The sequence below is a fragment of the Sulfurimonas aquatica genome, from assembly GCF_017357825.1.
In the GTDB taxonomy this organism is placed as follows: Bacteria; Campylobacterota; Campylobacteria; order Campylobacterales; family Sulfurimonadaceae; genus Sulfurimonas; species Sulfurimonas aquatica.
Map to the genome: position 1 here is coordinate 154,119 of NZ_CP046072.1, position 19,539 is coordinate 173,657.

The window sequence follows — 19,539 nt, forward strand, 5'->3', positions numbered from 1 at the left end:
TTATTCCTCAGTAAAAAGTATTCCGTTTATAACATCAATTTGATTAAAAATAAGTGCTTTTGTATCTTCTTTTGTGATACTTTCTGGTTCAAAATGGTCACTAACTATTTTTATAATATGAAAATTTTTAATGGCAGGAGAGTGTATAACGCTATCATAAAAGCCAAAGGACTCCATGTCGACTATATCATACTTCGTATCACTTGCTTCTTCATCCAAGCAGACTATAGATCTCTTCTTATTATTAAATATATAAGAGGAGTTATCATAGGTAACTCTTCCTATTTGTATAAGGGTGCCTATTTCATATTTATCTGTCGCTCCGCAGATGCCAACATTTATATATATGTCATCATCAGTAATATCATACTGATTTATCAAAGACTGAGTTGCAAGTCGGGAGTTTGTTACTCCTATGCCACTTACTATAAGTCGGATTTGTTCATTTTCAAAAAGGGAAAAAGAGTTGAGTTTAGACTTTTTTAGCTTATATCTATCTACATATGCTTGAGCCTCAGATTTTAGCGCTATTACAAAATATAACAATTATTTTCCCTTTAAAGAATATTTCGTTATTATAATGAAAAATAATAAAGGAATTAAATAGATGCCTATAACAAATCCAAATTATGATAAGTTAGATTATGAAAAGATGGCAGAAACTATTGGACTCAAAGCTAAGCACATTCCTGTATTGATGGGTAGCTTTCTTGAAGAGTCAGCTAAAATTCTTGCACGATTAGAGAGTGCTGTAGAGCCTTTAGACTTCGAGTCACTAAAGTTAGAGTCTCACTCAATGAAGGGGAGTGCCGGTAATTTACTTTTCAAAGAAATCTATGAAATGGCAAAAGAGATTGAGATAGCTGCAGAAGAAAGTGATGCTTCATTTCCTTATAAAGCATACCATGATGCTATAAAAGATGCCATTTCTACTATAAAACTATAATAATATTTTACATTAAATAGATTTTTCGATATACTTTCAATTCTCTTCTTTAGACCTGTGCAATGGTTGCTTGAGACAATGTGTCAGGGTAGGAATACAGCAGCACACCTTAAGTGATTATGTGCCGCAGGTATCTGGAGAAGAGTCTTTCTTTTAGAAAAACTTCAACATATAAATTTTAACTAATTTAAAAAATGTGCTCGATTAACTCAGTGGTAGAGTGTTTCCATGACATGGAAGTGGTCACTGGTTCAAATCCAGTATTGAGCACCATCATATTTTTTATTTCCAAAATGTAATCTTTTTTCACTATAATAATAAAATTAAATAATTCAAAGGCAAGATTAATGCAAAAAAATGTGCAAAAAAGAAGTTTTAGAAAAGCTTTTTCACTTATAGAACTTATGATAGTTATCGTGATATTAGGGCTCTTAGCAGCTATGGTAATGCCGAGCTTAACAGGTAAAGGTGAAGGGGCTAAACGCGACTTGGTTTGCGTTCAGATGAAGAGCATTTACGATGGCGCTTTAGATATGTACAAGATTGATAATAGTATATACCCATCTACGGAAGAGGGACTAAAAGCGCTTACTGAGACGGATAAGTACTTCAAAGATGGAAAAATGCCAAAAGATTCATGGGGTCAAGAGTTCATTTACCTTAATAACGATGGATCTATTGAGTTGATCTCTTTAGCCGCTGATAAAAAAGAGGGTGGAAAAGACGAGTCAAAAGATATAAAAATGAGTGAGTGTAAATAGGCACTTGAAAAAAGCCTTCTCTCTCATAGAACTAATGATAGTCATCGTGATTATCGGAGTTGTATATACTTTAGCCATTACAAAACTCAAGAGCGTTTCTGAGCAGAAAATGTCTCCAAGTTTGTCAAACCTTAAAGAGTATCTTTTGAGTTACGTAAAAGACGACGTCTCTAAGGTTAGACTTTTATGTCTTGATGATTGCAGCGAGTGTCGCGTTTATGTAGATGATAAAAAAGTAGAAAGTTTGAAGAGTTTTTTTGATGAGAGCATAGAAGTTTATTATTATGACGCTCTTCAAGGCGCTACAGAGGTTAAACCGAGAGTTTTTTTTAACGAAGAAGACGTTCAAGAGAGCGTATGTTTCTCTTTTGACGTAGGTAAAAATTTAGTTGCGGATCAGCTTATAGTTGTGTATGAAGAAAAAGCCTATGACTACTCTAGTTATTTTCAAAAAACCATAGTCTATGATTCTATAGAGGAGTTAGTAAGTGCTAAAAGAGAATTTACATCGGAGATTATGCAGTGATATTTAAGTATAAGGGCATAAACGCCGAGGGTAAAAAAGTTAGTGACAGAATTGAGGCGCTATCACTCGAAGAAGCTAAGAGTAAACTAAAAGCTCAGAGCGTTATTTACCATACTTTAAACGAGGATGAACCTGCTTTTTATGAGAAGTTTGACTTTAGTTCTAAGTATAAGATTCCGCCTAAAGAACTCTCCTCACTCTCCCGTGAGTTATCCATGTACATTCGCTCGGGTATCTCCATAGTTTCTGCGCTAAAGATTGTGCAAACGCACTATGAGAAAAACAAAAAGATGAAACTGTTTCTCTCGACTGTAAGTACCCACCTTGATGAGGGACAAAACTTTTACGCCGCGTTAGACGCTCAAACGATAGTGGAGCTGCCAGCGTTTTTTAAAGAGTCCATCAAAGTAAGTGAGAGTGGCGGTATCTTAGATGAAGTTTTACTTGAGTTGTCGCGTTTTTTAAAAGAGCAAGATAGAATTCATAAGGAGATAAAGGGAGCGTTTGCCTACCCGTCTTTTATGATTATCATCTCATTGGTAATGATAGCGTTTATGCTTACTTTTGTAGTCCCACAGATTACTGGTATATTTGAAAACATGGACCAAGAACTTCCCGGTTCAACACAGTTTGTAATCGCCGCAGGTGATTTTTTTAGCAATAACTTCCAGTTTGTTTTAGGAGCTATTTTTGCCTTTGTCGTTCTTTTTGTAACTTTGAGAAAAAAAGTGTACGCCTTCTCTTATGGCGTTGATAAACTGATGCTTACTCTACCTCTATTTGGGGAGATAGCGCTAAAAAGCGAACTCGCGCGTTTTTCTTACATCGCTTCGCTTCTTACGCGCTCAGGCGTTCCTTTTGTGCAAACTATAAATCTTAGTGCGAACATTTTGAATAACCTTGTTATAAAAGAGCTCTTTGTTAGGGCTAGTAAAAAGGTAGTTGAGGGAAAACTCCTCTCAAAAGCGCTCAATGAGTCCAAAACAAAAATAGATAACGCCTTTATCCAGTCTATAGCGCTTGGAGAAGAGACCTCACAACTTGAAAATGTTTTAACAAACGTTTCAGAGCTTTATTTTGAAGAAAATCGCGAGAAAATATCTTTGCTACTTACTCTTTTAGAGCCTGCTCTTATGCTTTTTGTCGGTGGCAGTATTGGTTTTATCGTCTCGGCTATGCTCCTGCCAATCTTCTCTATGAGTATCAACTAGTGCAAAGCAAAAAAAACGCGATAGCTCTGCTAATAACTATCATGTTTGTCATAGTCATTACTGTAGCCATTGGATTTAGCCTTAAGCAGATTAATAAGGCCTCAGATGAAATAAAAGATGAAAGTTTTATGTATCAAAGTAGTATGTTGCTCGAGGATATATTAGGTGTTTTACGTAACTCCCCAGAGCTTACAAGCGTAGCTGACGCAAACTCTTCAGAAGAATTTTTCATATTTTTATCTCAAGCTGGATTTATTCCTCTTCAGAGTTCAGGAGTTGAACTTGTCATAAAGATAAAGAGCGCAAGGTCAAAGTTTAACCCTAAGAACTTTAACGCTCATAGAGCTGATATGATGAGACAGTATTGTAATAATTATATGATAAATAGTGATTACGTAGATATTTTAGTTGATAATATGAGCGGCATTAAAGCTGACAATAGTTATAATAGCGCCATTTTTGATGAAAATCCCTATCTTTTTAGGGATTATATAGCTTCATCTAAACATTTACAAAAAATAAACGATTTTTACGAAAAAGAGTACAACGAGAACAGTTTAAAAAATATAAACTTAGACGCGCTGTTTTACTTTAGCGATGAGTCTAATACCTCGATAGACCTTAATTATGCAACGCCAGAGGTATGGGAGATGATGTTAGGGATTGATAGGGATAGATCTATACTTCTTAATGAGATGGGTGGAGCCTATTCTTCTGTGGATGATTTAGACCTTTCACCTGATGAAAAACTACGTTTAGCAGAGTTTAAAACTAGTTTTTTTGAGCCAATAGTTTATGTTGAGCTAGAGATAAGAAAAGATACAAGTAGCTCTACCATTGGGTTTGAGTATGATATAAAAACTAAAAAGGGATCCAACTTTGTTTATGACATTTAAACGCAGTAGCATAACACTATTTTTAGACCCTTCATACAAGGAGAAAATAGAGTATGATAGAGATAAAAAAGTAGATATTATTCTCTCTCCGTCACTCTATTGGGTTAAAAAAGTAACACTGCCAGTTAAGTCGGTGAGAGAAGTAAAAAAACTGCTTCCTTCAATTTTCGAAGACTTACTTGTATCAGGTCACTACAGCTATAGCGCCTATAAGACTGAGGGTGGTTTTTTTATTTTTGCTTATGAGGATAAAAAAGTTCTTGAACTACTGAGTCAAAATGAAATTAGTGCCGCAGATATAAAAAGCGTTCATTTTGCTCAAAGTGAGTTCAAAAATCTAGAATCAGCTATAAAAATAAATGAAGAAAATAGCTTATACATTCAAGATGAAACAGTTGTTATGGCACCTACGGAATGGGTGAAAGAACCTCAGGATTTAGATTTAAGTTCGTTAGAGCTTTCAAAACATACCATAAAATTACAGCAGTATGGGCATATAGTAAAAAATAGTAGTCTCTATAAAATAGCAGGAGTCTTTATAGCACTGATAGTTCTAGTAGGAATCGAAGGATTTATAACATCATATAAGATAGGTAAGGTTAATGATTCTAAGGAGGAACTCTTTAGTAAGTATAAACTTCAATCAACTATGATGCAAAACAGATCAACCCTCGAGCGATATAAAAATATTTATAAGATGCAGAGTAGTGTTCGTGAATATATCTCTTACTTTTTAGGAATGAGGCTACAAGCAGATCAAAAAATAACTTCAATGGAGTATGCAAATAAGCTTCTAACTGTAAGTATTAGCGGTGTTTCTAAGAGTAATAAAAAAGCTATTTTGTCTGTTTTAGATTCTAAAAATGTAAAATACACTACATCATTAAATAAAGAGAGCCTTAAAGTGGAGATGAAGATATGAATCAAATTAGTCCACTTCATATAGGAGCCTTCTTAATAGCGCTGTTGGCGTTTACATTCTTTCAACTTAGTAACTTACAAGAAGAGTTAGTCGATGCGAGTGATAGCTATGCTGAGAGTGAAAAGTTAGCGGTTGAACTGAGCTCCCTTAAAGAGGTATATGCGTCAAAAAGTAAAACGAAAAAAGCAATAGATAGAGTTCTAAATCAGTCGACATTAAGATCAACTGACTTAGATATCAAACGCACAAAGTCATCTATCTCAATAGCATCAAAAAGTATAGATGCAAAAGCACTAAACTCTTTGATGGGTAAAATTTTAAACGCTTCATATAACATCACAAGACTTAAGATTAAAAAACTGAGTGAAACAAAAGCAAGCTTAGATATGGAGATAAAATGGTAAAAAAGATAGCTAAATTTTTTGCGTATATGATTTTCTTTATTATGGCACTTATCGTTTTTACTCCTAAAAGTAATGCCTACTTTTTTTTAGAAAAGAATTTAAAGCAGTTTGAGGTAATAGTCTCGCAAGAGAGAGTAGAGGATAAACTTTTTTCATTAAACATAAAAGATATGCATGTGAGTGTGAAGGGCATAGATAGTGCCCTTATAAAAGAGGCTGATATAACACTACTCCTTGCATACAACTCTATAGCGTTTAGCGACATAAAACTCTCATCTTTGGTTGACTCATTTGCTCCATCAAAGATAGATAGTGTGAAAATCACCCATACAGTTCTGAACCCACTCTATATTATCTGCGAGGGAGTAGGGGAGTTTGGAGAGGCTACTGCTACTCTAAGTATTTTAGATAGGAGTGTTGATGTGGTACTAACACCATCTAAGATGATGCTAAGTAAGTATCAAAAATCTCTGAGACAATTTAAAAAAGATGAAAACGGGGAGTATAGATATGCAAAAACTTTCTAATTCAAAACTACTCTCAATTTTTACAACACTCTTAACTCTACTACTTATTGCAAAGCTTATATCATTAGTTCTTTGGTGGTTTCTGCCAAGTGAGGGAGTTGAGTTAAATGCTGCAAATTCGTACCAAGCCAAGTATCAAAGAGTAGACTTTAAAAATATGCTCATCCCTGCAAAAGTAGTTGAACAAGCCAAGAGTAAAGAATCAGTGACCAGTAGTATATCTACAACAAGTATAAATAGCTTGATTCTAAAAGGCCTTTATGGGAAAGGGGATAATGGTTTTGCCATAGTTGCTAAAAAATCAGCTGCAAAAAAGACAACTATAGTTGCTGTAGGCGAAGGCTATGAAGGTTACAAACTTAAAGAGATACTCATAGATAGGGTTTTATTTTCTAAGCTAGGTAAAGAGTATGTTCTTATGCTCAATGAAGAAGCGGCTAAAAATACAAAAAGCTCAATAAAAAGAGTAGAAGAGCCAGATGATTCCACAAGACCGGTCAGCAAACAAGATATAAATTATTACTCAAAACATCCAGATCAAATCTGGAAAGATATAGCTATCTCCCCTGTTCAAAAGAGTGGTAAAATAGATGGCTTTATAGTAAATAGGATTAAGGCAGGCTCAAAAATGGCTGAACTAGGACTAATGAAGGGCGATGTAATCATTAAAGCAAATAATATTGTTTTAAAATCTTATAAAGACGCACTAGAACTTTATAAAAAAATCGATAAGATAGATGTGATAGAGCTAGTAGTTAGAAGAAACAATCAAGAGAAGGAACTAGTATATGAAATTAATTAAGAGCATATTTTTAACAACGCTACTCATTGTAAGTTTAAACGCAAGAGAACAGGTAAATGTAAATTTTTCAGATCTACAAATAGATGATTTTATTACATTGATATCAAAAATTACGAAGAAAAACATTCTTATAAATAATAAAATAAACGGGACGGTAAACTTTGTAAGTACTACACCTGTATATGATGATGAACTTATCGGAATACTGGTTTCAGTTCTTGAGTCAAAAGGCTTCACCTTAGTAAGAAATGGTTCTATCTATGAGGTTGTGCGTTCAACTGAAGCTGCTAAAAACAATGTAGTAGTAGTAAACAAGGGCAAAAAAGTTTATGGTTCCATGATGGTGACTCAGGCTATCCCAGTAAAAGGTGAAAATGTAGATGTAGTGGCGGCAAAGATCCGTTACCTTATCTCAAAAACTGCAAAACTTATGACGATGAAAGAGAGTAATCTAATTCTTTTAACAGATTATCCAAAAAATATTGAGACTATCAAAAGAGTTATAAAAGACATAGACACAAATAATTCGGCTATCGTAAAAATCATACAGATACAACATGCAAACGTTAAAAAACTACAAACAAAACTTGTGGATATAGCTAAGTCTATATTTAATGAAAAAGTTACATCTGAGATTGTTAAAATAATACTCGATGACAATATAAATGGTCTTATTGTTGTCGGAAATAGCGAAAATGTAGGTCGAGTGGAAAAACTCATATCAGAGCTTGATGTAGAGTCAACTATAAGTAATGGCGTTGAGATTTATGAACTGAAAAACTCAGATGCTAAAACTGTTGCGGTTTCTCTAAACGATATCATCTCAAAACAGACTTTTGCAGACCCCCTTATGAAACCAAACGTATCGGCAAGTGAAGAGATAAACGCCATAATCGCCATAGGCGACCCAATGATAGTAAAAGGGATTAAGCTAATAATTGACGAGCTTGATAAAGAGAAGTATCAAGTTTATGTAAAAGCTAGAATTATTGAAATAAATCAAAACAGTAGTGAGGATATCGGGATTAAATATGGTTTTGACGCAGGAGCGCTTACCGCTTCGGGACTTTACTCATTTTCAGCTAATTTTGGTGGGGCTACAACTCCTGGAATCATCGGTACAGCTTTGGCTAGTTCAGTTGTAGGAAGTGGTGCTACACAAGGCTTTGCTTTAGGTGCGGCAATGGACTTTTTAGAAGCAAATGGAGCTTCAAAGTCTATATCAAACCCATCTATACTTTGTGTTAATAATAAAGAATCATCAATTTATGTGGGTAAAACAATCTCTGTCTCAACGGGAACAGTTTCAAATACAACTGTTGGAGCGGGACTAACAAGTAGCTATAAACGCGAGGACGTTGGTTTGACTCTTAAAATAAAACCTCGCGTTTCATCAACGGACAAGGTAACACTTGACATTGAAGCAATACTTGAAAACATCTTGGATGATGGTAGCAATAACGCAACGGGACAACCAGTTACGTCAAAGCAAGAGGTAAAAACTCAGGCGATTCTTCGTCATGGAGAGAGCATTATAATCGGAGGGCTTGTTAAAACTTATGATAGAGACGCTGTAAGTAAGGTTCCTCTTTTGGGAGATATCCCATGGATTGGAGAGTATCTCTTTTCATCTACTAGTACAACAGAAGAGAAGGATAACCTCGTTGTTATTCTTACACCTTTTGTAATAGATAAAAGTGAAAAACTTTCAAAACTCCAGCAAGAGTTAGGTGTACTTTCATCTCTTCAAGCAGAATATAACGATAAAGTTTTCAAAGAGATACAAGAGAAAGGCTTTAACTCAAATAAAGAGAAGATAGACTAGTGTTAAATTTAGAACCCCTACACAACCTGAAACTAGAGGTTTATGAGCCTGAAGAGTTAGTTACAGACATCAGCGTCAAAAACTACCTTCTTTTTAGCCAACTTGAGGATGACGTTTGCGCGTTTGTTTGTGAGAGATACTTTGTAGAAGCGAGTAACTACTATACAAAGATAGAAAATAAATATTCTCTTTATATGCTTGATGAAGACTCATTTGATAGACTATATAACAAGTTTTTGGAGCTTCGTACAGATAAAGCGATAGAGACGATGCAAGAAGACTCTGATAAAGAAGAAGATGAAGAGGATATCTCTCTAACGGATTTTTTAAGAACGTCAAGCGATATCTTAACAAGTGAAGAGTCAGCTCCAATTATTAAGTTTGTAAACGCTCTTTTTTATCAAGCCGTTAAAAAACGAGCTTCAGATATTCACATAGAAGTTCAAGAGAAAAAAGGCGAAGTACGATTTCGTGTAGATGGTATGCTTGCTAAAAATGCTGACCTAGATAAGAAGGTAGTTAGTTTAATAGTTAGTCGTATAAAAGTTATCTCAAATCTTGACATATCTGAAAAACGGATTCCGCAAGATGGACGAACGCAGATTAAAATTGCGGGAGAGGTTTTAGATATTCGTGTATCTATTCTTCCTACGTTTTATGGCGAGCGGGTTGTTATGCGTTTACTTATGCAGAGTTCTCAAATACCACAGATTACAGAACTGGGTTTTAATGACTCACTAATTGGCGACGTAAGAAAACTACTGCGTTCATCTCACGGTATCATCTTAGTTACTGGTCCAACTGGTTCGGGTAAAACGACATCGCTTCACTCATTTTTACGTGAAGTTGAAGAGCCTCATAAAAATCTTATAACGGTTGAAGACCCGGTTGAGTATAAGTCTGATCATATTGCACAGATTCAAGTAAATGAGAAAGTGGGGCTTACTTTTGCCGCGGCTCTGCGTTCTATTCTTCGTCAAGATCCAGATGTTATTATGATTGGGGAGATCCGTGATGAAGAGACAGCGGCAATAGCGGTTCGCGCAGCCCTTACCGGACACTTGGTTTTCTCAACGCTGCATACAAATTCAGCTGCAGCGACTATCTCGCGTTTAGCAGATATGAATGTCGAACCTTTTCTTATCTCTTCATCTCTACTAGGGATTTTAGCACAAAGACTTGTTCGTGTCTTATGTGAAGAGTGTAAAGAGGAAGATGATTTAGCAGAAAACTTTGCGGATGATTATGACCTTCCCAAAGATGCGGTGATTTTTAAAGGCAATGGATGTAAGGCTTGTAACTACAGTGGTTTTTCAGGTCGACGCTCAATTGGCGAACTTTTAGTTATGAACGATAGGGTAAAAGACCTACTTAAAACTACAACGGATGAGCATACTATCAAAACAGAACTAGAAAAAGATGGCTTAAAAACCATATCTCGCCAACTCTCTCAAATGCTCCTTGATGGTGAAACGTCTCTTGATGAAGCGATACGTATCGGTTTAGGGCATGCATAACGCAAGTAAAGCATCACGTAATAGAAATGCTTTTACTCTTATGGAAGTGATGGTTTCGGTTATGATAGTCTCAGTTGTAATCGCTTCATTACTCCAGATGAGAGGAAATTCAAATCAGAAATTTTTCAGAATCAAAGAGATGGTAAACAGTACCCAGTATAACTCTTTTTTACTCTATCATGGTGATAAATATGGCTATGAAAAAAGCAACATTGATATGAAAACGTTAGTAGACAATTTTGACGTGGAAAGCGACTTGAGACGAAAACTGTCTTCTATGAAAGTAAAACTTGATTATGAAGAACTAAATACAATCGATACGAGTGAGTTTGACGATAGTGAGCAAAACGCGTCTACGGGAGTAGTCTTTGAGATAGGTAGAACGCTTCTAAAAACAGAAGAGTTTACTACATCTATTATGCGAGTAAGAATGCAATGAGAAGAGCTTTTACACTTGTTGAGCTTATGGTTTCAGTTGCCATACTCTCACTTATTATGATTTTTTTATATAAGAGTTATGCAGAGTTAAATATCTCAAATAAGATATATGAAAAAGAGGTTACAAAGATAGAAAAAATTGAACTTCTTAAAAAAACCATCTATCTAGATTTTTCGCTTTTAAAACCATCGAGTGTAAATATTATTAATGAGAGTAAAACTGAAGATGTCTTTTATGCACAAACTTCGCACTCCATTCATGATAGGATAAATCCATATATAGCGTATATAGTGAAAGAGAAAAAACTTTATAGGCTAGAGTCGCTAAAGCAGTTTAAAGAGTATCCACTAGGAGTTGAGAGCGAATTTGAAGGGGATTATCTTGGTGACGTAGAGATATTTAGAGTTTATAAATCACAAGATCAAAAATCAAATGAGTATCTTGTGAATATAGAGTTTCAAATGAAAAACGAGATACTACTTAAGATAAAAGCACTAAACAGTAAATAGTGCTTTGCTTGGGATGATTTTACTCTCTATGCTTAGAGATGCCACAAGGTTGATTTGGCGTTGGCGGGTGCTCTTTTAAGTATGTTAAATCTTCAAGTGTTTGAGTAAGTACTTTTTTTTGCTGTAGTATTGGCAGCATTAAATTGTCTTTTTCATTTAGAGGAATGCCCCAATCTAAAAGTATCTTTTGGACTTCATCATCAAGCTCTTTAAGTGCGTTTTCTATGTGTTTAATTGAATTCATAAGCGGAGTATAGCAAAAATTTAGAAAATTTTGGGTATAATCCCAATCTCAAAAACACTAACATATTTTCTGCCTCTTTTAGAGGCTAGCTTTAGTGCCCGAGTGGCTAGCGATTTATTTGTGGACTTGTTCGCAAATAAAATTAAATTAGTGGATGAGAATTTTACAAAGGAGCCATCGATGCCAAAAATGAAATCGGTAAAAGGCGCTGTAAAGCGTTTTAAGGTTAAGAAAAACGGTACTGTTAAACGTGGAACTGCGTTTAGAAGCCATATTCTAACTAAACAAGATGCACAGACTCGTCGTGAGCAAAACAGCCCAAAAGTTGTTGCGCCAGCAGATGAAAAAAACATTAAGGCTATGATTAACTAGTTTTTAGTTAATTTATAAATCTCCAACTTTAAAGAGTTGGGCAAGACCACCAAAGTAGTGGCACCCTGATCGTGTAGAGTATGGCTCAGTGAATCTCTCATATTTATATGAGTAGCTTTAGGGGGTTGTAGGGATATAATGTCCATGCCTACAAAATGGACTCTATTCATTATGTAGTGAAATATAGCGACAAGGTAAAGAAAAAGGAAAAACATGCCAAGAGTAAAAACTGGTGTCGTTCGTAGAAAAAGACACAAAAGAATATTAAAATTAGCAAAAGGTTTCTATAGTGGTCGTCGTAAACACTTTAGAAAAGCTAAGGAACAATTAGAGCGTTCAATGATGTACGCATTCCGTGACCGTAAGCAGAAAAAACGTGAGTTCCGTAAACTATGGATCGTTCGTATTAACGCAGCGGCTCGTTTAAATGGAATGAATTATTCAACTTTCATGAACGGTGTTCACAAGTCTGGTATCGAGCTTGACCGTAAAATTCTTGCTGATATGGCGATGAATGATGCAGCAGCATTCACTGCAGTTGCAGAAGCTTCAAAAGCAGCACTAGCAAAATAGTCTACTCCCCTTTTGGGGACTAGCACCTCTTTAATCTCTTCATACTCACTTTATAAAGTAATAAGATGCTACTATGGCACTTATGAAAATCATAAATAAACTATTTAAAATTACAACTTTACTTACATTATTATATACTTTGCAACTGAATGCGCAAGATAGAGATCTCGAAAGAGCAGGTGATATCGTAATGTTATTGCTTCCTGCGTCATCTTACGCTTACACCCATTATCAAGACGATAAAGATGGACGAATCGAGTACTATAAATCATTTGCGACAAATGCCGTCGTTACCTATGGACTCAAGTACAGCGTAGACGCACAAAGACCAGACAGAAGTGATAATCACTCATTTCCTTCCGCACACACTTCTCTTTCGTTTCAAAGTGCTGCATTTTTACATAAACGCTACGGCTTAGAAAAAGCTATACTTTCTTATATTGGAGCTACATTTGTAGGATACACTAGAGTAGTGTCTGAGAAACACTACATAGGAGATGTTATAGCTGGGGCAGTTATAGGCTCACTCTCGTCATATTTTTTTACAAGTAAGTATGAAAATATTGAATATAGCCTAGATTTAACATCAAATAAGAGAAAAATGGTGATTTCTTATGTCTGGTAATGTTCATCTAAGTTTATTTACGGCAATATTATATTAGTAAATTAAAACAATGGAGTTATAAATGAAATTAAGTAAAATTTTGCCTTTATCGGCAACATTAGCAGCGCTATTAATGGTGTCTGGTTGTAGTGATAACAATATCCCAACTGTAACAAGCAGCGGATCGGCATTTGATGGTGCTATAGCAAATGCTACAGTATGTATTGACTTTAATGAAAATGAAGAGTGTGATGCAAATGAACCATCTGATACAACAGATGTATATGGTGATTTTAACATTGTAAATACAACTAATGAAACAGGTCCACTGTTCTTAACTGGTGGTATAGATATGGGTACAGGTAAGGCTTTTACTGGTTCTTTATCAGCTCCAGCTGGTTCAACAGTGTGTAGCCCTGTTACTTCACTAGTACAAGCTCTTATTAAATCTGGAGATTCTGCAGAAGCTGCAGAAAAAAGTATTAAAACTGCACTTGGAATTCCAGATGGTGTAATCGTTACAAAGTTTAATCCTTTTAAATCAGCTGATACTGCTGATGGAAAAGCTGTTTTATCAGGTATGGGTCAAGCTCAAGCGATAATACATACGATTTCTGTGACTGTTTCTGCTTCAAGTACAGGTGCAAAAACATCTACAGCACAAGCTATGAAAACTGCTGTTAAAGAAGTTGCTAAAACTTTAAAAACTAAAAAAGTAAACGAGATGACTAGTGCAGATGTATCAACTGCGATATCAGCTACGGCAAACACTGCTTTAGCAGGTGATGTAGCAGGAACATCTAAGGCTGCATCTCAAGCTGACTCTATAGGGACAGTAGCGGTGAACACGGCAGCAGCAATTAAGACAGCTGTTGAAGCAAATCCTAATGCTAGTGCTGCAGATACTTTAAACGCGTTTAATGGTGGTATCATAGTTGTAAATGATACTGTTGCAGCTGATATAAAAACTGCAGTAGACAATAATACAACTGCAGTTGATTCAAGTGCTTCAGTAGCTGCAGCAGCGACTACTGCTGCTAGTATTGCTAGTGATGCTGCAGCTGCAGAGCGAAAAGCTTGTGAAGATGCTGGTGGAACTTATACACCTGGTACACCTGGTACATGTGCAAATGCTACAGCTCCTATAAAACTACCAACAGGTGCTACGGGCCTTAATGGCTAAATAGGAAACTTTTCTTTACTGAGAGAGAATCTTTTATGATTCCTCTCTTTCCTTCTTCCTAAACAAACTATACTTTCAACCACTTTTTAGTAAAACAATCAATTGCATACAATCTTAACTGTTAACGAGTTTTTCTTTTACCCCGTCCATGTGTATAGTTTTTCTTAAAACAAGATTGACAAATAGCATACTTTGAGTTTAGCGGAAGTGGAGCAGAACACATTTTACACATTTGAGCGAGTTGAGCGATATGTAGCGTCTCTTCTATGTACTTGTTTAAAACACCTCTATATTGTCTGGCCTTAGCCTCATCTATAAAATACTCTCCAAACCTATAACTGAGCCAAAGATAAAGAGATATCTCTTTTACCATATCTTCAGCTCGAAGAAGCTCGTCCGCCGTTCTTGCATGATCTCCAACTATTGATGGTGCTATGTAGCGCACAGGCTCTTCTTTTTCAAGAGAGTGAATATATCTCTCGTAAGATTCTATGATATAGGGAGACTTTAGCGTTAATGGTGCACAGGCTAAGTGATACTTTGTGGCTATATCTAAGTCGTAATGATCAACTATCTTTGAAGCTTCTAGCATATCGTCAAGACTAGAAGCATAAAAAGGGCCATTAAATTCCATATTTTTTACAAAAAAAGCTAGGATGGCTTCAAGTGACCTCTCTTCTAAAATATTTCCAACTAGTCGAATATGCTCTAGATTTGCCATCACTTTAAAAGGGATAGTTATTGTTTTAGCCTCTTTATAAAAGTTCTTTTTGACTATCTTTAACGTGTCGCTGTTTAAAGCGCCCACAAACCCTTCTTCTTTAAGGCCAAAACGACCAGCACGTCCTGATATTTGATGGACTTCCGATGGTAGAAGATTTCTCTGAGATATCCCATCAAACTTTTCTGCTTTTGAAAAAAGTATGGTTTTTATAGGGAGGTTCATCCCCATAGCTATTGCATCGGTTGCTATTAGTATTTTTGTCTCACCAGAGCGAAAACGCCGCGCTTCTTCTCGTCTTACTTCAGGAGAGAGGTTCCCGTAGACTACGCTTACTTTAAATGATTTTGAAAAGTTTTGTTTGAGTCTGAGTACGTCTTTTCTACTAAACGCTATTACGGCTGTTCCCTCTTCCACGTCTTTTACGTCAGTAGGAGTCTCAAGCAGTGAGAGTGAGTTTTTACGCTCAAACTCTATTATCTCTAACTCTTCTCCAAGATACTCAGCTAAAGCGATAATGGCCTCTTTAGAGTTAGTAGAACCCGTCATGATAATCTCTTTGGCAGGCGCTCCTATGATGGCGTTTGCCCAGGCCCATCCACGGTCCCTATCATCTATCATCTGCACTTCGTCTATAACGCAGACGTCTACGTCTACTTCAAAGTTTAACATCTCTATGGTAGAGCTTATATGCGTTGCGTTATCGTCTATTATCTGCTCTTCACCGGTTATGAGTGAGCTCTCTATATCTTTAGACTTAAGCCCTTCATATCCTTCAAGCGCTAGTAAACGCAGAGGCGCAAGGTAGTAGCCAGTATCAGCACTCTCAAGCTTCTTCATTGCCTGATATGTTTTTCCACTGTTGGTTGGTCCTATATGTAAGACTAGTTTTCTTCGCATCTCGCGTGCGAGTGGAAAGAGGTTTTTAAAATCTCTTATGGTTCTAGCTAAGAGCTCTTGGCGTTGTTTTTTGATGAGTAGTTCAGATATGGAGTGAATGAAACGACGGATTACTTTTTTACTTATTTTTGGAGTTATGTTTAGACTATGCGGCATAAGATCAAGAAGAAACTCATAAACTTTGTTATGAAGTACTTCATCACTTAGATGCAGTAGCGTTGCATATTTGGAACACTCATTGACCAGAGAGTTTAGAGCTGTTAAAAATTCATTCTCATACTCTTTTTTACTCTCTTCTTTGAGTGAGTCAAAGTTAAATCTGTTAGAGTTCCAGATATCTTCCAATAGGCCGTTAAGCTCAATATGCAATTCTAAATTATAAGCTAGCTGTAGTTCTGAGTAAGGAAGAGTGAGTTTTTCTTCCACTACTAAAAGTAGCTCTTGTTCATGAATGTCAATCTGCGACATATCTATTTTTTCGCTCACTATACACGCTATAGTTTTTTTAGGAATGAGTGGATAACTAAGAGCTGTTTTTGGCGGAGTAGAGCGAAGAGCATCTAGAATCTCTTTTTGGCTTAGGTAGGAGTGAGGATTTTTAAGAGACGCAATAAACTTATCTATACTCTCCTGTTTTACTTTTGTAATGGAGAGTTTATCATCCCCAATTTTTTGTACAATATCGTTAAGATCGCTCTCTTGAAGATATGCATACTCATAGGGTTTTGTATTAAGAGTGAGAATCTTATGAAACTCTTGATCATAGAGTTTATAGTGCAAAGACGCGTTAAACTCTAATGAGTCGTCAATGTCAAAAATGCCTTCTAATTCCTTTTGTAACTCTTCGCGTTTTTTCTCAAAACGGATATGAGCGAGTTTAGACTCTAGTTTAGCTATCGTTATTTTTTTACTTCTTATACTCTCAAAAGCCTCATAGAGCGCTGCATCTTCTTCTTTTGTTGTATCTAGCTCTTGAAGAAGGAGTTCTATCTTCTGATCTCTATCATAGTTTGGAATCTCTTTTGAGTCAGCCTTATAGATTTGAGCGTTATTTTCAAAAAAATTTAAAATATCCTCTTTCATCCCGCTATGGGCATCACTCCAAATCATTCTAATTGTTTTGATAAGGAGTTTTTTATTGTGTGAAACATCATATATACCAAGGGCTGAGAAGAGCTCGCTTAAAGTCTCAGAACTAACTCTTTCTATACCAACGTCAAAAGGAGCGTCGTCAAAATATGTTCTTATTTTTTGATTTATTTTACTGTTTTTTTTATTTTTTTTGGACATAAGAGATTATAGCAGTTTTTTGTTATGCTTAATTATACAGATAACTTAATAGATTCAATATATTTGTATCAAATAGTGTATATAATTGCTTTATGAATTATCCAGATGAATGGACTCAAAAAGAGTTCCTAGAAAACAGAGAGTTATTAAAAAAAGAGGGAGTAGATGTTATCTTGATAGATACCATACTCTCTCCTATTGAAAAAGCAGACACAGTAAGATATAATCCACATGAATTTAAAAACTATCCTGATGGGAGTGTCTTTGTCTTTTACTGTGATAGTGGCAAAGCAACATTAGATAGACTCAAAGAGTACAAGAAGAAGTTCCCAAAACAGCACTGTATTTCACTCAAGGGTGGTAGAGGTTACTGGAGAAAAAATATGATGTTATTACCAGAGGCTAAAGATGATAAATAAAAAAATAGATGAATATATAGAGTGTATACAAGAGCATAGGTACTATGATGCACATGAAGCACTCGAAGAGGTTTGGTTTCCACGGCGTTTTGAAAAGTCTCATGAAGTAAAACTCATCAAAGGATTTATAAATGCATCTGTAAGTTTTGAACTTATCAAACTAGGGCGAATTCCACAAAGTAAGAAAGTTTGGGCAACATATCTCAAGCATAGACAACTGCTCTTTAAGGTAGAATCACCTTATCTCAACAGATACTACCAACTCTCTCGATATATAGAAGAGATAAATTTGAATAAAACTCACTCTTAAATCATTATTGCATGTTACAATCCACTTATAAAAAATAAAGGAAGAGTAAATGGAAATAGAAAAATATACTGACATGGCTGTTATGTACGCTTCAGAATATGGTTTAAAAGTTATTGCAGCAATTGCAATTTTTGTTATAGGAAAGTGGATAGTTAAAAAACTTACTGCTGTTGTTAAGAGTATGCTCTTAAAAGCAAATGTTGATAAAACGCTTGTAGAGTTTTCTGAGAGCATAGTCTATTCAATCCTTCTACTTATGGTTGTACTGGCATCATTGAATGCATTAGGTATAAACACTACATCTTTCATGGCAATATTTGGTGCGGCAGCTCTTGCTATTGGTTTAGCGCTTCAGGGCTCATTTGCAAATATTGGTGCGGCAGTTTTAATTATAATCTTCCGTCCATTTAAAGTGGGTGATTTTGTTGATGCTGGTGGAGCAACGGGAACAGTAGAAGATATCAATCTTTTCTCTACTATCATTTCTCCTGTAGATAACCGTACTATTATAGTACCAAACTCTAATATCATTGGTGGAAATATCACTAACTACTCTAGAAAGCCACTACGTCGTGTTGATCATGTATTTGGTATAGGGTATGATGATGATCTTAAACTTGCAAAAGAGACTCTAATGGAACTTTTAGTTTCAGATGATAGAATACTTAAAGATCCTGCTCCATTTGTAGCAGTAAGTGAACTTGGAGATAGTAGTGTTAACTTTACAACTCGTGCATGGGTTGATGGTGCTGATTACTGGGCTGTACACTTTGAACTTATTGAAAAAGTAAAACTTACATTTGATGAAAAAGGTATCTCTATCCCTTATCCACAAATGGATATACATACTGATAAATAAAACAAGTAAAAGGAAAATATGAATGAAGAAAATACTACTAAGTACAATCCTAGCTAGCTCTTTAGTTGTTGTAGCACAGGCTGCAACAGAGGAGACTCCATTAGTGACTCATACTGAGTTAGGATATATTGAGACAAGCGGAAATACGCAAACACAAACTTTTAATCTAGATGCAAATGCAAAAAAATCTTGGGGTAAACATGTTGGTAACGCTATGCTTGATGGTCAATATGCAACTAATAAGAATGCTACTAGCGGGGATGTTGAAAGAATTAAAAATAAATATGTTGCTGAATTAACATATGATTATGACTTTACTAAGAGATTCGCGTTTACATATCTAGCTGGTTATAAAGCAGATGAGTTCTCAAGCTTTGGTTATCAGTACTATACTGGTCCTGGTGCAAAGTACAAAGCGATAGTTGCTAAGAGTCATAATCTAACTGTAGAGGCTGGTGCACTTTATGCCGCTGATAAGTTTAATGATACACTTGCTATTACTAACAAAAAAGAAGATACTTATGCTGCTTATAGACTAAAAGCTCTTTTTGATTGGAAAATAGTTGATAACTTGAAATTTAACCAAGAAGTAAGTATGAGGGGCTCATTCGAAGAGACTAAAAACTACTTTATCTACTCTAAGAGTGGTTTCACTAGTAAATTCTCAGACATGTTCTCTGCTGGTCTGAGTTATAAAGTTGACTATGTTGCTACTCCAGCAGCTGGTGTTCAAGATACTGATACAACTTTAACTCTGAATCTTATAGTAGACTACTAAA

General features: G+C 35.6%; 24 protein-coding genes, 1 tRNA gene and 1 other RNA gene. 23 read left to right on the forward strand and 3 right to left on the reverse strand.

Features of this window, described 5'->3' with window-relative positions:
• A complete protein-coding gene (locus tag GJV85_RS00690; protein ID WP_207561974.1) occupies nucleotides 1-546 on the reverse strand; it encodes a nucleoside phosphorylase-I family protein in 546 nt (181 codons plus the stop codon).
• Nucleotides 547-607: 61 nt separating this feature from the next.
• Between GJV85_RS00690 and GJV85_RS00695 the strand changes: the two genes are divergently transcribed.
• From GJV85_RS00695 to GJV85_RS00765, 15 genes are all read left to right on the forward strand, one after another.
• Nucleotides 608-946 carry an Hpt domain-containing protein gene (locus GJV85_RS00695; protein WP_207561975.1) on the forward strand — a complete coding sequence of 113 codons (339 nt, stop codon included), beginning with the start codon at nucleotides 608-610 and terminating at the stop codon, nucleotides 944-946.
• 46 nt (nucleotides 947-992) lie between these two features.
• Nucleotides 993-1,090, forward strand: an RNA gene (gene ffs / locus GJV85_RS00700) — signal recognition particle sRNA small type.
• 54 nt (nucleotides 1,091-1,144) lie between these two features.
• Nucleotides 1,145-1,219, forward strand: a tRNA-Val gene (locus GJV85_RS00705).
• A gap of 74 nt (nucleotides 1,220-1,293) precedes the next feature.
• Nucleotides 1,294-1,707 (forward strand): type II secretion system major pseudopilin GspG, encoded by a 414-nt coding sequence (gspG, locus tag GJV85_RS00710; RefSeq protein WP_207561976.1) that lies wholly within the window; start codon nucleotides 1,294-1,296, stop codon nucleotides 1,705-1,707.
• A 4-nt stretch (nucleotides 1,708-1,711) separates the two neighbouring features.
• Nucleotides 1,712-2,233 (forward strand): prepilin-type N-terminal cleavage/methylation domain-containing protein, encoded by a 522-nt coding sequence (locus GJV85_RS00715; RefSeq protein WP_207561977.1) that lies wholly within the window; start codon nucleotides 1,712-1,714, stop codon nucleotides 2,231-2,233.
• Nucleotides 2,230-3,444: a type II secretion system F family protein gene (locus tag GJV85_RS00720; protein ID WP_207561978.1), complete on the forward strand. Its 1,215-nt coding sequence runs from the start codon at nucleotides 2,230-2,232 to the stop codon at nucleotides 3,442-3,444. Before GJV85_RS00715 ends, GJV85_RS00720 begins: the two co-directional genes overlap by 4 nt.
• Entirely contained in the window at nucleotides 3,444-4,340 is an 897-nt protein-coding gene (locus tag GJV85_RS00725) for a hypothetical protein (RefSeq protein ID WP_207561979.1), read from the forward strand. The genes GJV85_RS00720 and GJV85_RS00725 overlap by 1 nt, the downstream gene beginning before the upstream one ends.
• Complete coding sequence (locus tag GJV85_RS00730) at nucleotides 4,324-5,262, forward strand: hypothetical protein (protein WP_207561980.1); 939 nt, start codon at nucleotides 4,324-4,326, stop codon at nucleotides 5,260-5,262. Before GJV85_RS00725 ends, GJV85_RS00730 begins: the two co-directional genes overlap by 17 nt.
• Entirely contained in the window at nucleotides 5,259-5,666 is a 408-nt protein-coding gene (locus tag GJV85_RS00735) for a hypothetical protein (RefSeq protein ID WP_207561981.1), read from the forward strand. Before GJV85_RS00730 ends, GJV85_RS00735 begins: the two co-directional genes overlap by 4 nt.
• Entirely contained in the window at nucleotides 5,660-6,193 is a 534-nt protein-coding gene (locus GJV85_RS00740) for a hypothetical protein (protein ID WP_207561982.1), read from the forward strand. The genes GJV85_RS00735 and GJV85_RS00740 overlap by 7 nt, the downstream gene beginning before the upstream one ends.
• Nucleotides 6,177-6,995, forward strand: coding sequence for a type II secretion system protein N (locus GJV85_RS00745; protein ID WP_207561983.1), 819 nt, complete (start codon nucleotides 6,177-6,179; stop codon nucleotides 6,993-6,995). The genes GJV85_RS00740 and GJV85_RS00745 overlap by 17 nt, the downstream gene beginning before the upstream one ends.
• Nucleotides 6,982-8,820 carry a secretin N-terminal domain-containing protein gene (locus GJV85_RS00750; protein ID WP_207561984.1) on the forward strand — a complete coding sequence of 613 codons (1,839 nt, stop codon included), beginning with the start codon at nucleotides 6,982-6,984 and terminating at the stop codon, nucleotides 8,818-8,820. Before GJV85_RS00745 ends, GJV85_RS00750 begins: the two co-directional genes overlap by 14 nt.
• Entirely contained in the window at nucleotides 8,820-10,337 is a 1,518-nt protein-coding gene (locus GJV85_RS00755; RefSeq protein ID WP_207561985.1) for a GspE/PulE family protein, read from the forward strand. The genes GJV85_RS00750 and GJV85_RS00755 overlap by 1 nt, the downstream gene beginning before the upstream one ends.
• Complete coding sequence (locus GJV85_RS00760) at nucleotides 10,330-10,776, forward strand: prepilin-type N-terminal cleavage/methylation domain-containing protein (protein ID WP_207561986.1); 447 nt, start codon at nucleotides 10,330-10,332, stop codon at nucleotides 10,774-10,776. The genes GJV85_RS00755 and GJV85_RS00760 overlap by 8 nt, the downstream gene beginning before the upstream one ends.
• Nucleotides 10,773-11,285, forward strand: a complete 513-nt coding sequence (locus tag GJV85_RS00765) for a type II secretion system protein (RefSeq protein WP_207561987.1) — start codon at nucleotides 10,773-10,775, stop codon at nucleotides 11,283-11,285. The genes GJV85_RS00760 and GJV85_RS00765 overlap by 4 nt, the downstream gene beginning before the upstream one ends.
• A gap of 19 nt (nucleotides 11,286-11,304) precedes the next feature.
• On the opposite strand, the gene GJV85_RS00770 is transcribed toward GJV85_RS00765, so the two are convergent.
• Complete coding sequence (locus GJV85_RS00770) at nucleotides 11,305-11,529, reverse strand: hypothetical protein (protein WP_207561988.1); 225 nt, start codon at nucleotides 11,527-11,529, stop codon at nucleotides 11,305-11,307.
• A gap of 180 nt (nucleotides 11,530-11,709) precedes the next feature.
• Here GJV85_RS00770 and rpmI point away from each other — a divergent pair, with 180 nt between their 5' ends.
• The 4 genes from rpmI to GJV85_RS00790 all read left to right on the forward strand — a co-directional run bounded on the left by rpmI (nucleotide 11,710) and on the right by GJV85_RS00790 (nucleotide 14,261).
• Complete coding sequence (rpmI, locus tag GJV85_RS00775; RefSeq protein WP_207561989.1) at nucleotides 11,710-11,901, forward strand: 50S ribosomal protein L35; 192 nt, start codon at nucleotides 11,710-11,712, stop codon at nucleotides 11,899-11,901.
• 213 nt (nucleotides 11,902-12,114) lie between these two features.
• On the forward strand, nucleotides 12,115-12,474 hold the full coding sequence (rplT, locus tag GJV85_RS00780) for a 50S ribosomal protein L20 (RefSeq protein WP_207561990.1): 360 nt from the start codon (nucleotides 12,115-12,117) through the stop codon (nucleotides 12,472-12,474).
• Between the two features lie 73 nt (nucleotides 12,475-12,547).
• On the forward strand, nucleotides 12,548-13,099 hold the full coding sequence (locus GJV85_RS00785; RefSeq protein WP_207561991.1) for a phosphatase PAP2 family protein: 552 nt from the start codon (nucleotides 12,548-12,550) through the stop codon (nucleotides 13,097-13,099).
• 61 nt (nucleotides 13,100-13,160) lie between these two features.
• The gene (locus GJV85_RS00790) at nucleotides 13,161-14,261 is read left to right on the forward strand and encodes a hypothetical protein (RefSeq protein ID WP_207561992.1); all 1,101 of its coding nucleotides are present in this window, start codon (nucleotides 13,161-13,163) and stop codon (nucleotides 14,259-14,261) included.
• Between the two features lie 121 nt (nucleotides 14,262-14,382).
• On the opposite strand, the gene GJV85_RS00795 is transcribed toward GJV85_RS00790, so the two are convergent.
• The gene (locus GJV85_RS00795) at nucleotides 14,383-17,172 is read right to left on the reverse strand and encodes an SUV3 domain-containing protein (RefSeq protein ID WP_207561993.1); all 2,790 of its coding nucleotides are present in this window, start codon (nucleotides 17,170-17,172) and stop codon (nucleotides 14,383-14,385) included.
• A gap of 92 nt (nucleotides 17,173-17,264) precedes the next feature.
• Between GJV85_RS00795 and GJV85_RS00800 the strand changes: the two genes are divergently transcribed.
• The 4 genes from GJV85_RS00800 to GJV85_RS00815 are packed head-to-tail and all read left to right on the forward strand — an operon-like array spanning nucleotide 17,265 to nucleotide 19,538.
• The gene (locus GJV85_RS00800; protein WP_207561994.1) at nucleotides 17,265-17,591 is read left to right on the forward strand and encodes a hypothetical protein; all 327 of its coding nucleotides are present in this window, start codon (nucleotides 17,265-17,267) and stop codon (nucleotides 17,589-17,591) included.
• Complete coding sequence (locus GJV85_RS00805; protein ID WP_207561995.1) at nucleotides 17,581-17,901, forward strand: DUF309 domain-containing protein; 321 nt, start codon at nucleotides 17,581-17,583, stop codon at nucleotides 17,899-17,901. The genes GJV85_RS00800 and GJV85_RS00805 overlap by 11 nt, the downstream gene beginning before the upstream one ends.
• Before the next feature lie 49 nt (nucleotides 17,902-17,950).
• Entirely contained in the window at nucleotides 17,951-18,760 is an 810-nt protein-coding gene (locus GJV85_RS00810; RefSeq protein ID WP_207561996.1) for a mechanosensitive ion channel family protein, read from the forward strand.
• 22 nt (nucleotides 18,761-18,782) lie between these two features.
• On the forward strand, nucleotides 18,783-19,538 hold the full coding sequence (locus tag GJV85_RS00815) for a DUF481 domain-containing protein (protein WP_207561997.1): 756 nt from the start codon (nucleotides 18,783-18,785) through the stop codon (nucleotides 19,536-19,538).
• The last annotated feature ends 1 nt before the right edge of the window (nucleotide 19,539 follow it).